The organism is Streptomyces sp. NPDC003038 (assembly GCF_040611115.1).
Lineage (GTDB): Bacteria > Actinomycetota > Actinomycetes > Streptomycetales > Streptomycetaceae > Streptomyces.
In genome coordinates this window covers 163,722-176,147 of the sequence record NZ_JBEXNN010000006.1, presented here as the reverse complement: position 1 = coordinate 176,147, position 12,426 = coordinate 163,722, and the positions used below count along the sequence as shown (strand labels likewise).

The window sequence follows — 12,426 nt, the reverse complement described above, 5'->3', positions numbered from 1 at the left end:
AGCCGCACGCGGACCGAAAAGACCGCTCAGCCCCGCGCGGAACCGCCCAGGCGGCTCGGCGGGCGCCCCACGGGCTCGTCCCGGCCCTGCGCCCAGAGCGAGCGCACATGGCCGAGATGGCGGAGCATGCACTCCTGCGCCGCCTCCACGTCCCCGCTCAGCATCACGTCGAGCAGCTCGATGTGCTCCTCGGCCGACGACACGAGCTTGCCGGCCTCGTCCAGGCCGGTCAGCCCGTACAGCCGGGACCGCTTGCGCAGTTCGCCGACCGTCTCGACCAGCCGGTCGTTGCCGGCCAGGCCCAGCAACGTGAGGTGGAAGCGGCGGTCCGCCTCCAGATAGGCGATGAGATTGTGCTCGCGCGCGCTGGTGACGATCTCCTCCGCGACGGGACGCAGGGCCTCCAACTGCTCCGCCGTGGCGGTCTTCGTGATCCGGCCGATGGTCGGCACCTCGATCATCGTGCGGAGTTCGGTGTACTGGTCCAGGTCGCGCTCACTGACCTCGGTGATCCGGAACCCCTTGTTGCGGACCGGCTCGACCAGGCCCTCGCGCGCCAGATCGAGCATGGCCTCGCGCACCGGCGTGGCCGAGACGCCGAGCTCGGCGGCGAGACCGGGGGCGGAATAGACGCTCCCGGGACGCAGCTCACCCGCTATCAGGGCTGCTCGCAGGGCATGGCCGACCTGGTCGCGGAGCCGTTCCTGGGCCTTGATGAGACTGTGCTGTTTCAGGTCACCCATTGCATTTCCTCCGAGACCCCCGACACCACGACGAGCAGAGCAACAGTGTACAATGTCACGTTGCGCTGCTCGTCCCGGCGGCCTGGAACACCGCGACCGCCACGGCAAGATCTTCCCAGGCCATGCCCACGCTCTTGAAGAGCTGTGGACGACTCCGCTCTCCCCCCGCCGGCATCCGCCCCGCCACCAGGTCGGCGAGGGTGCCGGTGATATGACCGGACCCGATCGTCCCCAGGCTGCCGCCGGCCGGACCCCCTGCCTCGGCCTCGGCCTCGGCCTCCGGGATCAGCAGGTCCCCCGCCTCGCGCAGCGCCGCCGCCCGCGACTCGACGTACACGGCCGCCCGCCGCACGAGGGCGGTGTCGGTCTCCCGCGCGTCCGGCTCGTGGGATCCGACGGCGACGACCGTGGCGCCGCGGCCGACGAGCCGCCCGTCGAAGAGCGGCTCGCGGGCGGTGGTGCAGCAGATGACCAGGTCGGCGCCGGCCACGTCCTCGGGGGTGCCCGTGCGGGCCGGCACCCCAAGGGTGCGGGCATGGGCGGCGAGGCGCTCCGCGCCGTCCGGGTTGCGGGCGACGACCACGGCCTGCGCCAACTCCCGTACCGCCAGGGCCGCTTCCAGATGCCCGTACGCCTGCGGCCCCGAGCCGAAGAGCACCAGCCGCAGCGGGCGCCCCGCCGGAGTGAGGTGACGCAGCGCGAGGGCGGAGACCGCCGGGGTGCGCAGGGCGGTCAGGGCCGCGCCGTCGAGCAGGGCCAGCGGGCTCAGGGTGGGTCCGTCCAGCAGCAGGTACGACCCGGTGATCCGGGGCAGGCCGCGGGCCGGGTTCCCGGGCGCGACCCCGGCGATCTTCACCCCGGCGTACGAGCCGAACGCGGCCGGCATCAGCAGCAACTCGCCGCCGGGCACGGCGAGTGCGGTGCGCTGCGGGCAGCTCTCGGGGTCCAGCCCGGCGCGCAGCGCCGCGGCTAGCGCATCGGCCGCCGCGGCCGGGGTGAGCAGAGCGGCCATGGTCCGCGCGTCGAGCTGCGGAAGCGCTGGCCCCGTCACGGCGCGCCCGGTCCGATCGAGAAGCCGGCGCCGAGGGCGTCGTGCGGGTCGGCTTGGAAGACGTGCTCGCCGGTGCGGTAGGCGGTGCCGGTGACCTCGGTGACCAGGCCGTCCGGGCCTTCGGGGAGGGCCCGGCCGGTGAACACCGTGCCGATGACCGACTCGTGCAGCAGGTCCTCGCCCGGCCCGAGCCGGCCGTCCTGCGCGAGCAGCGCCAGTCGCGCCGACGTGCCGGAGCCGCAGGGCGAGCGGTCGATCTGCCCGTCGGCGAAGACGGTGACATTGCGCTGGTGGGGCCCGAAGGGGGTGTCGGGCAGTTCCTCGTGGAGGATCACCCCGTAGACGCCGGACAGCAGCGGTCCCCCGGGGTGCCAGGCGGCCGGGTGCGTGGCGAGGGCCGCCCGGATCTCCTGCCCGGCCCGCACCAGGGCGGGCAGCGCGCCGGTGGAGACGTCCAGGCCGAGATCGCGTGCGGCGAGGGAGGCGTAACAGGCCCCGGCGTGTGCGATGTCGACCTCGGCGATCCCGAGTGAGGTGGCGACCGGGACCTTGCGGGCGCTCACCCCGGCCGGGACGTTGCGGAAGGTGACGCCGGTGGTGCGCCCGCCGGCCCGGTGGACGGTGGCGGTCACCCGTCCGGACGGCACGTCGATGCGCACCTGCGCCCGGCCGTCGTCCGGGGCGGCGACCCGGCCGGTGTCCACGGCCCATGCGCCGAGCGCCATGGTGCCGTGGCCGCAGGCGGTGGAGTAACCGTCCTGGTGCCAGAACAGCACGCCGAAGTGGGCGCCGTCGTCGTCGGGCGGGACGACGAAGCCGCCGTACATCCCGGCGTGCCCGCGCGGCTCCTGTACGAGGAGGCGCCGTACGTCGTCCAGGGCGCTCCGGCGCGGGGCCGTGCCGGATCCTCCCGGGCCGATGGCGGTCGCGCAGCGCTCGGCGACGGTGTCCCCGGGCACGGGGGCGATGCCCGCGGAGGCGACGTCGACGATCCGGAACGGCTCGCCGGCGGTGTGGTAGTCGGTGGTCCGCACCGATCTCACGGCGGTCACAGGAGGAACCCTCCGGGGAAGGGATCGGCCGGGTCGATGAAGTACTGGGCGGTGCCGGTGATCCAGGCCCGCCCGGTCACGGTGGGGACGACGGCGGGGAATCCGCCCACGGTGGTCCGCGCGATGAGCCGGCCGGTGAACTCGGTGCCGATGAAGGACTCGTTGACGAAGTCCGCGCCGATGTCGAGGAGGCCGCGGGCGTGCAGCTGGGCCATGCGCGCGCTGGTCCCCGTACCGCAGGGCGAGCGGTCGAACCAGCCCGGGTGGATGGCCATGGCGTGCCGCGAACGGCGGGCGTCGGAGCCGGGGGCGGCGAGGTAGACGTGCTTGACCCCGGCGATGGAGGGGTCCTCGGGGTGGACGGGCCGGTCACCTCCGGCGTTGATGGCGTCCATGACGGCGAGACCGGCGGCGAGGAGGTCGTCCTTGCGGGCCCGGTCGAAGGGGAGGCCGAGGGCGTCGAGTTCGACGAAGGCGTAGAAGTTGCCGCCGTAGGCGAGGTCGTAGGTGACCGTGCCGAGACCGGGGACGTCGGCCTTGAGGTCCAGGCCGGCGCAGAAGGAGGGGACGTTGGTGAGGGTGACGGCGGTGGCCGCCCCGTCCTCGACCCGGACGTCGACGCCGACCAGCCCGGCCGGGGTGTCGAGCCGGACGGTGGTGACCGGCTCGACGACGGGGACCATGCCCGTCTCGACCAGGACGGTGGCGACCCCGATGGTTCCGTGCCCGCACATCGGCAGCAGGCCGGACACCTCGATGTAGAGGACGCCGTAGTCGGCGTCGGGCCGGGTGGGAGGCTGCAGGATCGCGCCGCTCATCGCGGAGTGGCCGCGCGGCTCGTACATCAGCAGGGTCCGGACGTGGTCCGTGTGCTCGATGAAGTGGAGCCGCTTCTCGGCCATGGTGGCGCCGGGGATCACCCCGACTCCCCCCGTGATAACCCGGGTCGGCATGCCCTCGGTGTGCGAGTCCACCGCGTGGTAGATGTGGCGCGTGCGCATGGGGTCCCCCTCTGGCTGGTTAGCTGAGGCCCTCGGCGAGGGCCTTCTCGGTGGCCGCGCGGACGGCGGCCTCGGGCTCCGCGGTCAGCGGGAAGCGCGGCGGGCGGGTGGCGCCGCCGGGGCGGCCCGCCAGGTCCATGGAAAGTTTGATGGCCTGGACGAACTCCGTCTTGGAGTCCCAGCGGAGCAGGGAGTGCAGGGACTTGTACAGCGGCAGGGCGTTGGCGAGGTCGCCGGCGACGGCCGCGCGGTAGAGGGTGGCGCAGGACCGCGGCAGCGCGTTGGGGTAGCCGGCGATCCAGCCGACGGCGCCCGCGAGGGCGAGTTCGAGGAGGACGTCGTCGGCGCCGATGAGCAGGTCGAGGCCGGGAGCGAGTTCGGCTATCTCGTAGGCGCGGCGCACGTCCCCGCTGAATTCCTTCACGGCGACGATGTGGGCGTCGGCGTGCAGGCGGGCGAGGAGGGCGGGGGTCAGGTCGACCTTGGTGTCGACGGGGTTGTTGTACGCGACGACGGGCAGCCCGGCGCGGGCGACTTCGGCGTAGTGGGCGCGTACGGCGTCCTCGTCGGCCCGGTAGGCGTTGGGCGGCAGGAGCAGAACGGAGCCGGCGCCGGCATCGGCCGCCTGGTCGGCCCAGCGGCGGGCTTCGGCGCTGCCGTAGGCGGCGACGCCGGGCATGACGCGGTCGCCGTCGCCGGCGGCCTCGACGGCGGTACGGACGACGCGGGCCCGCTCCTCGTCGGTGAGGGTCTGGTACTCGCCGAGGGAGCCGTTGGGGACCACGCCGTCGCAGCCGTTCTCGATGAGCCAGGCGACGTGTTCGGCGTAGGCGTCGTAGTCGACGCTGAGGTCCTCGCGCAGGGGCAGGGCGGTGGCGACCATGATTCCGTGCCAGGGGCGGGTGCGGGGCGCGGGGGTGGGCGCGTGGGTCATGTGGGCTCCTCTTGTGGTGTGTGACATTTTACAGCTGGGTGCGACGCGGCCACAAGAGCCGGGGCGCCTCGTCGCGGGGCGAAGGGGGCAGGGGGCGAGGTCGAGCTCCGGTCCCGCCTCCTCCGGGCGGCGGGACCGGCCGGGGACGGATCAGCTGCGGAGCGGGCCCTCACAGCTGTAACTGGAGGTGGCCGACGCCTTGTTCTCCCAGATCTTCAGCGGACCGAAGGAGCAGTTCATGTCGGCGAGGTTGTTCGAGGCCGCTCCGGCCCGGTCGAGGATGAAGTAGTCGACCGTCTCGGACATGTCCTTGAAGTTCTGGTCGTCGCTGCGCCAGTTCTTCAGGTTCGCGGTGATCCTGCCGGTACAGGTGAAGCGCCGCTTGCCGGGGTCGCCGTTCTCCACGCAGTCGGGGGTGTTGTAGGTGGCCGTCGCGAAGGAGGACTTCACCGACGCGAGCGCCGTGTCCCGCAGCTGGTCGTTGGGGGTGAAGGTGGTGTTCGGCACGAACAGCTGGTCGACCTTGGCGATCTGCGCGTCCAGGAAACGGTCGTAGTCGCGCTGGAGGTAGGTGTCCGCTCCCATCCGGTGGCGCCAGGCGTCGTACGCCGCCACGTCGTTGCCCCGCAGGTGGGTGTACATCTCGCGCAGCGCCGAGGGCTTCTCGGTCCACAGGAACTCGAAGAAGGTGCCCGCGTAGCTGTAGAAGCGGAAGCCGTCCCCGTCGTAGGTGGCGTTCAGCACCTGTTCGACGCTCATGCGCGGGCCGCCGCCGGCCGTGTCGTTGATGATGCTCTTGACCAGGGACTTGCGGACGGCGATGCCGTTGTCGCGGGTGGCGCCGTCGAAGAACTCGGCCGTGCCCTCGTCCATGGCGGTCGTACGGTCGCCCTCATACCAGGGGCCTTCGCCGAAGAAGCCGGGCACGGCGTAGCGGCCGTTGAGGTAGTGCGTGTACTCGTGGCGGAAGAGCTCCTCGAGGGTGAGGGAGGAGTCCTGCGGGACGCGGCGCTGGTAGGTGTAGAAGGTGGCGCCCTTCTCGATGTAGATGCCGCCGTTGTTGGTGTCGTAGCCGGTCAGGATCGGGTGGTAGTTCTCGTAGTCGGCGCGGGAGCCGTAGAGCACGATGTTCAGCGTGGAGTTGGGGTCGCCCGCGAGCGGCTGGTCGGTGCCGAGCACGCGGTGGAACTGCGCCTTGACCTGCTTGCCGGCGTAGTAGAGCTGGTCGACGGTGGCCCGGTCGAGGCCCGTGCGGACCTTGATGGCCCCGTTGTCGTAGGTGTAGGCGTAGGGGAAGATCTGCTTCTCGATGTCTTCCCTGCACACCCCGTACGGCTTGCAGGCCTCGTAGAAGTTGAGCCATGAGACGAGCTTGGCCCACTGCTCACTGCCGTTGCCGAAGGCGGACTTGACGGGCTCCAGCAGGGCGCCGAGGTCCGCGGTGATCGGGTCGCGCAGCCCCGCGACCTGGCCGAAGCGGCCGTACTCGCCGAGCGCGTCGCGCGCCACCCAGGAGTTGGCCGTGCCCTTGAGGTGCGTGTAGCCCGCGAAGGCCTTGAAGGTGGCGCGGTAGGAGGCGTCGGCGCTCACCGCGGCGTGGAAGGCGGCGTCCTGGTTGCCCGGGTAGATGCCCAGGTAGTTGACGGAGAGCGCGGCCAGCGCGGCGCCCGCCCATGCGGAGTCGAGGTGCGTGGCCGGGTGGGCCGGGTCCATGGTGGCCAGGACCTTCTTGATGAGGCCGGGCTGGTGCTGGCGCAGGCCCGGGGCGCTCGCGGCGTAGAGGGCCTCGCGCAGGGTGTTGGCGTTGGTCCGGGTGACGTCGAAGGTGCGGGCGGCGCTGCCGAAGTCGGCGATGGCCTGGCGCATGGCGTTCACGGTCGGGGCGTCGGTGACGTCGATCTCGGAGCGCGAGTGGTCGTGGTAGGCGACCGCGTGCAGGTAGGTGAACATCTCCTCCAGGTGGGAGGTGTTACGGCCGTCGTGGGCGGCGGCCACGCTGGATATCCGGCGCGAGACGGCCTGCACGTGGGCGTCGGACATGACGGGTGTCAGGCGGGCGTCCCAGGTCCAGATGAGGCCGCGCAGGCAGCCGTCGGCGAGCACGGCCGGGTCGGCGAGGAAGTCGGCGAACTGCTCCGGGGTGAGGTTCGTGATCCCGTCGAGGGTGCACGGGACGCCTGCGGCGACGCTCTGCGCGGTGGGCACGGCCTGGGCCGCCCGGCGGCTCTTCTCGCCGCGCTCGGCCGGGACCGCGGCGGCCGTGGCGGGTCCGGAGACCTCTCCCGAGGAGGCCTTCCCGCCGCCGGGCGCCGGGGCGGGGGCCGGGGTGTTGTCCTTCGCGGCGGCGAGGCGGTCGACCTCGTCGAACGGGTTCGGGGCGGGAGCCCCGGACGCGAAGGCGCCGGTCGTCGGACCGGCCGCCGCGGCGGTGAGGGCCCCCGAGTCGGCGGCCCGCGTGACGGCCTGTCCCGCGGTGGCGAGGAGGGTGACGGCGATGGCGGCGGAGAGGAGGGACGTACGCACAGCTCTGTGCTGGGACACCAAAGACTCCTGATCAAGAAGGGAGGTGGGGGAGATGGTGCGTGCGGCGATCGCGTGAACTGCCGTGCTTCACGCGGAGTTTGACGGGCGTTAACATCCCGCGATGTGAGCTGTAACATAGTAATGTGAAATTGCACTGACAAGACCTGTGCGCCCATCAGTTCGCATCCTCTTGAGGGAGCTCCCGTGACCGACACCCCCTCCCGGCTCCACACCGGCAGCCACGACCTGCCGGTGTCCCCGGAGTTGTCCCGCTTCATGGCGGAGAACTGGGCCGCGTCGCCCCTGCCCGACTCCACCCGCGCAGCGGCCTACGCGGTCACCCCCGCCCGCCGCGCCCGGCTCTCGGCGCGCTTCCCGGGCGAGCGGCTGATCATCCCCGCCGGAGAGCTCAAGGTCCGCTCCAACGACTGCGACCACCGCTTCCGCCCGCACAGCGCGTACGCCTGGCTGACGGGCCTGACCGGCGAGGACCAGGTGGGCCACGTCCTGGTCATGGAACCGTCGGGCCCGCACGCCCACGAGGCTGTGCTGTACCTGCGGCCGCGCTCGCCCCGGGCGGACGGCAACGAGGAGTTCTACCGGGACCGCCGCCACGGGGAGTTCTGGGTGGGCCGCAGGGCGGACCTGGCGGAAGCGGAGCGCCTCACCGGCATCCGCTGCGCGCCCCTGGACCGGCTGGGCTCGCCTACGGGCCGCAACGCCGCGTCCGACGCCGAACTGGCCCGCGCGCTCTCGGAGTTGCGCCTCGTGAAGGACGCCTGGGAGGTCGGACAGCTCCAGCTGGCGGTGGACCACACGACGGCGGGCTTCGAAGACGTCGTACGGTCACTGCCGCGGGCCCTGGCCCACCCGCGCGGGGAGCGGTGGATCGAGGGGGTCTTCGGGACGCGCGCACGGGCCGAGGGCAACGGCACCGGGTACGAGACGATCGCCGCGTCGGGCGCCCACGCGTGCGTCCTGCACTGGATCCGCAACGACGGCCGGCTGAACGGCGACGAGCTGCTGCTCCTGGACGCGGGCGTGGAGACGGACACCCTGTACACGGCGGACATCACCCGCACCCTCCCGCTGTCGGGCCGCTTCTCCCCCGTCCAGCGGCAGGTCTACGAACTGGTCCTGGCCGCACAGGAGGCCGGTATCGCGGCGCTGCGCCCGGGCGCGAGCTTCATGGACTTCCACCGGGCCGGAATGCGGGTGATCGCCGAGGGCCTGGCCGAGTGGGGCGTACTCAAGCACGCGGAGGGCGACCTGCACCGGCGCTACACCCTGTGCAGCAGCGGGCACATGCTGGGACTGGACGTCCACGACTGCGCGAAGGCCCGGGCCGGGACGTATCTGGACGGGGTCCTGGAGGAGGGCCAGGTCCTGACGGTCGAACCGGGCCTGTACCTCCAGCCGGACGACGAGACCCTGCCGCTGGAGCTGCGGGGGATCGGCGTCCGCATCGAGGACGACCTGGTCATCACGGCGGACGGCGCCCGCCTGATGTCGGGCGCGCTCCCCCGCACGGTGGCGGGCATCGAGGACTGGATGGCCGGCCTCCTGGACTCCGCGGGGCTGTAGCCGGGGCCGGATCCCGCTGCGGGGAGCCTCCCGGTCTCCGCCCGCACCCGCGCCTCAAACGCCGGCGGGGCGCAAAGACCGGGGCTCCGCCCCGAACCCCCGCGCGGGGTCTGGGGCGGAGCCCCGGCTCGGGGCGGGTCCGGCTCCGCGCCCCCGGCATCCCGCCCACGGCTCACCCCCACCGGCTCCGCGCAGCGGTACCACCCCCCGCCCGCCCCCTACGGCAGCACCGCGACCCCGTCCAGTTCCACCAGCGCCCGGTCGTCCCAGAGGCGGACCACCCCGATGACGGCCATCGCCGGATAGTCCCGCCCCGCCAACCGCCGCCACACCCGCCCCAGTTCCGCGGCATGCGTGCGGTACGACGCCACGTCCACCGCGTACACGGTGACCCTGGCCAGATCCCCGGGCGCACCGCCCGCCGCCGCGAGGGCCGCCAGCAGGTTGGTCAGCGCCCGCTCGAACTGCTCCGGCAGGCTCTCCCCCACCACCTTCCCCTCGGCGTCCAACGCGGTCTGGCCGGCCAGGAACACCAGCCGGGAGCCGGTGGCGGTGACCGCGTGCGAGAAACCCGTCGGCGGTGACAACTCCGCCGGGTTGATCCGGTCGAGGCTCATCGCGCGGCCACCTCCCCGTACAGCTCCTTCGCGATGATCGTGCGCTGCACCTCGCTCGCCCCCTCGTAGATCCTGGGCGCGCGGACCTCCCGGTAGAGGTGTTCCAGCAGGTGGCCCCGCTGGAGGGCGACGGCTCCGTGCAGTTGGACCGCGTGGTCCACCACGTACTGGGCCGTCTCGGTGGCGAGGAGTTTCGCCATCGCCGCCCGCCGGGGGACGTCCGGGGAGCCCCGGTCGTAGGCTCCGGCGGCCGCGTACACCAGCAGCCGCGCGGCCTCGGTGCGGGTGGCCATCTCCGCCACGCGGTGGGCCACGGCCTGGAGGTCGCCCAGCACGCCGCCGAAGGCGGTCCGGCCCGCCGTGTACGCCAGGGTCGCGTCCAGCGCGGCCCGGGCCATGCCCACCGCGAACGCGCCGACGCTGGGGCGGAAGAGGTTCAGGGTGTCCATCGCTACCCGGAATCCCCGCCCGGGCTCGCCCAGCAGGTCTTGCGGGCCGACGGGGACCCCGTCGAAGGCGAGGGAGCCGATGGGGTGCGGGGAGAGCATGTCCAGGGGCTCGCCCGTCAGGCCGGGGCGGTCCGCGGGGACCAGGAAGGCCGATACCCCCTTCGCGCCCGGCCCCTCACCCGTCCGGGCGAAGACGGTGTAGAAATCGGCCTCCGGGGCGTTGGAGATCCAGCATTTCTCTCCGCTGAGCCGCCAGCCGCCTCCTGGATCCGGATCGGGGTCGGCCGCCAGTGCCAGCGCCGCCGCGTCCGAGCCCGCCCCCGGCTCGCTCAGCGCGAAGGCCGCCACGGCCCGGCCCGCGCGCACGCCCGGCAGCCAGCGTTCCCGCTGGGCCGCGCTCCCCGCCCGTAGCACCGGGTACGCCCCCAGCCCTTGCAGGGCGAGCGCCGTCTCGGCCTCCGTGCATCCGTAGGCGAGGGATTCGCGCAGCAGGCACAGTTCCAGCGCGCCCGAGGTGAACACCCGCTCCAGCAGGCCCAGCTCTCCCAGTTCCGCCAGCAGCGGCCGGTTGACCCGGCCCGGCTCCCCCTTCTCGGCCAGCGGCCTCAGCCGCTGCCCCGACAGTGCGCGCAACTGCCCGCACCACTCCTCCTGGTCCGCCCCGAGCGCGAATCCGGTCATCCGAACATCCCCGCATCTATCGCGTCCTGTTGACTGCCGTCACCATCACGATACGCTCGTGTGGCCCCTCCCAGCGGTGGCTGGGAGAGACCGCACGGCCGGATCCACCCGCCCCCAGCTACCGCTGGGAGGCACCCCCGCCGGACTGCCGCCAGGGGGCGACGCCTTGGACCTCAAGCCTTCCGCTCATGTCGACACCTTTGCCCGCGACCACCTACCGCCCGCCGACGCCTGGCCGGAGCTCGTCTTCGAACTGCCCGAACTGGCCTATCCGGACCGCCTGAACTGCGGGGCCGAGCTCCTCGACGCCACGATCGCCCGGTTCGGTTCCGACCGCCCGGCCTTCCGCAGTGGCGCCGGCGAGGTGTGGACGTACGGCGGGCTGCGAGACCGCGTCGACCGCCTCGCCCACGTGCTCACTGTCGATCTCGGCGTCGTTCCCGGCAACCGGGTGCTCCTGCGCGGCCCCACCGGCCCCTGGCTCGCGGCCTGCTGGCTCGCGGTCATGAAGGCGGGCGCGGTGGCCGTCACCGTACTGGCCCAGCAGCGGGCGCAGGAGCTGGCCACGGTCTGCTCGATGGCTCGGGTACGGCACGCCCTGTGCCACGTGAGCGTGCTGGACGACCTCGCCAAGGCCGAGGTGCCGGGGCTGCGGATCACCGCGTACGGGGGCGAGGCACCGGACGATCTGCTGCGGCTCGCCGAGGCCCGGCCTGCGGCCGCCTTCCCCGCCGTCCGGACCTCCGCCGACGACGTCGCGCTCATCGCCTTCACCTCCGGGACCACCGGCCGCCCCAAAGGCTGCATGCACTTCCACCGCGACCTGCTGGCCGTCGCCGACACCTTCTCGCGCAGCGTCCTGCGCCCCCACCCCGACGACGTCTTCGCGGGCAGCCCGCCGCTCGGCTTCACCTTCGGCCTCGGCGGGCTGGTCGTCTTCCCGCTGCGGGCGGGCGCGTGTGCGCTGCTGCTGGAGGAGGCGGGGCCGCGCCGGCTGCTCCCCGCCCTCGCCGAGCACCGGGTGACCGTCCTGTTCACCGCGCCCACCGCCTACCGGGCGATGCTCGACGACCTGGGCCCGTACGACGTGGGCGCCTACGACCTCTCCGCGCTGCGCCGCTGCGTCTCGGCGGGCGAGAACCTGCCGGCCGCCACCTGGCGGGCCTGGTACGAGCGCACCGGTCTACGGATCATCAACGGCATCGGAGCCACCGAGCTGCTGCACATCTTCATCTCCGCCGCCGACGAGGACATCCGGCCCGGTACGACCGGCCGGGTGGTCCCCGGCTGGCAGGCCCGCGTGGTGGACCGGTCGGGCCGGCCGGTCGCCGACAACGAGCCGGGGCTGCTGGCCGTGCGCGGCCCGGTGGGATGCCGCTATCTGGCCGATCCGCGGCAGGGGGAGTACGTACAGGGCGGCTGGAACCTGACCGGTGACACCTACGTGCGCGATCCGGAGGGCTACTTCCGCTACGTCGCCCGCGCCGACGACATGATCGTCTCGGCGGGGTACAACATCGCCGGTCCGGAGGTCGAGGAGGCCCTGCTGCGTCATCCGGACGTGGTGGAGGCGGCGGTGGTGGGCCGCCCGGACGAGCGGCGCGGGCAGATCGTGGTGGCGTACACCGTCACCCGTCAGGGTGTGGTCCTGACGGAGGACACCCTGCGCACCTTCATGCGGGCCGAGCTGGCCCCGCACAAGTGCCCACGCGCCTTCGTCTTCCTCCCTTCGCTGCCCCGGACCGCGACGGGCAAACTGCAACGCTTCCGGCTGCGCGACCTAGAGTGAAC

Annotated in this window: 10 protein-coding genes; 2 read left to right on the top strand and 8 right to left on the bottom strand. The window is 73.0% G+C overall.

All coding sequences use genetic code 11. From position 1 onward, the window contains the following. Window positions 1-26: 26 nt before the first annotated feature. The 6 genes from ABZX75_RS10435 to ABZX75_RS10410 form a co-directional block, all read right to left on the bottom strand. Window positions 27-743 carry a GntR family transcriptional regulator gene (locus ABZX75_RS10435; RefSeq protein WP_355409736.1) on the bottom strand — a complete coding sequence of 239 codons (717 nt, stop codon included), beginning with the start codon at window positions 741-743 and terminating at the stop codon, window positions 27-29. Window positions 744-798: 55 nt separating this feature from the next. Then, window positions 799-1,794 (bottom strand): ornithine cyclodeaminase family protein, encoded by a 996-nt coding sequence (locus tag ABZX75_RS10430; RefSeq protein WP_355409735.1) that lies wholly within the window; start codon window positions 1,792-1,794, stop codon window positions 799-801. Further along, window positions 1,791-2,846 (bottom strand): proline racemase family protein, encoded by a 1,056-nt coding sequence (locus tag ABZX75_RS10425; protein ID WP_355409734.1) that lies wholly within the window; start codon window positions 2,844-2,846, stop codon window positions 1,791-1,793. Before ABZX75_RS10425 ends, ABZX75_RS10430 begins: the two co-directional genes overlap by 4 nt. Then, the gene (locus ABZX75_RS10420; RefSeq protein ID WP_355409733.1) at window positions 2,843-3,847 is read right to left on the bottom strand and encodes a proline racemase family protein; all 1,005 of its coding nucleotides are present in this window, start codon (window positions 3,845-3,847) and stop codon (window positions 2,843-2,845) included. Before ABZX75_RS10420 ends, ABZX75_RS10425 begins: the two co-directional genes overlap by 4 nt. A gap of 19 nt (window positions 3,848-3,866) precedes the next feature. Further along, a complete protein-coding gene (locus ABZX75_RS10415; protein WP_355409732.1) occupies window positions 3,867-4,781 on the bottom strand; it encodes a dihydrodipicolinate synthase family protein in 915 nt (304 codons plus the stop codon). Between the two features lie 150 nt (window positions 4,782-4,931). Next, entirely contained in the window at window positions 4,932-7,322 is a 2,391-nt protein-coding gene (locus ABZX75_RS10410; protein WP_355409731.1) for a collagenase, read from the bottom strand. 186 nt (window positions 7,323-7,508) lie between these two features. Between ABZX75_RS10410 and ABZX75_RS10405 the strand changes: the two genes are divergently transcribed. After that, window positions 7,509-8,888, top strand: coding sequence for an aminopeptidase P family protein (locus ABZX75_RS10405; protein ID WP_355409730.1), 1,380 nt, complete (start codon window positions 7,509-7,511; stop codon window positions 8,886-8,888). A gap of 218 nt (window positions 8,889-9,106) precedes the next feature. On the opposite strand, the gene ABZX75_RS10400 is transcribed toward ABZX75_RS10405, so the two are convergent. Then, complete coding sequence (locus tag ABZX75_RS10400; protein ID WP_355409729.1) at window positions 9,107-9,505, bottom strand: RidA family protein; 399 nt, start codon at window positions 9,503-9,505, stop codon at window positions 9,107-9,109. Then, the gene (locus tag ABZX75_RS10395; RefSeq protein ID WP_355409728.1) at window positions 9,502-10,635 is read right to left on the bottom strand and encodes an acyl-CoA dehydrogenase family protein; all 1,134 of its coding nucleotides are present in this window, start codon (window positions 10,633-10,635) and stop codon (window positions 9,502-9,504) included. Before ABZX75_RS10395 ends, ABZX75_RS10400 begins: the two co-directional genes overlap by 4 nt. A gap of 166 nt (window positions 10,636-10,801) precedes the next feature. On the opposite strand from ABZX75_RS10395, the gene ABZX75_RS10390 reads away from it, so the two are divergent. After that, window positions 10,802-12,424 (top strand): AMP-binding protein, encoded by a 1,623-nt coding sequence (locus ABZX75_RS10390; protein ID WP_355409727.1) that lies wholly within the window; start codon window positions 10,802-10,804, stop codon window positions 12,422-12,424. Window positions 12,425-12,426 lie beyond the last annotated feature (2 nt).

What these genes read in the sequence shown, in the direction of transcription:
- ABZX75_RS10415 (WP_355409732.1), bottom strand. Translation starts at nt 4,781, where the DNA reads ATGACCCACGCGCCCACCCCCGCGCCCCGCACCCGCCCCTGGCACGGA.
- ABZX75_RS10435 (WP_355409736.1), bottom strand. Translation starts at nt 743, where the DNA reads ATGGGTGACCTGAAACAGCACAGTCTCATCAAGGCCCAGGAACGGCTC.
- ABZX75_RS10395 (WP_355409728.1), bottom strand. Translation starts at nt 10,635, where the DNA reads ATGACCGGATTCGCGCTCGGGGCGGACCAGGAGGAGTGGTGCGGGCAG.
- ABZX75_RS10420 (WP_355409733.1), bottom strand. Translation starts at nt 3,847, where the DNA reads ATGCGCACGCGCCACATCTACCACGCGGTGGACTCGCACACCGAGGGC.
- ABZX75_RS10400 (WP_355409729.1), bottom strand. Translation starts at nt 9,505, where the DNA reads ATGAGCCTCGACCGGATCAACCCGGCGGAGTTGTCACCGCCGACGGGT.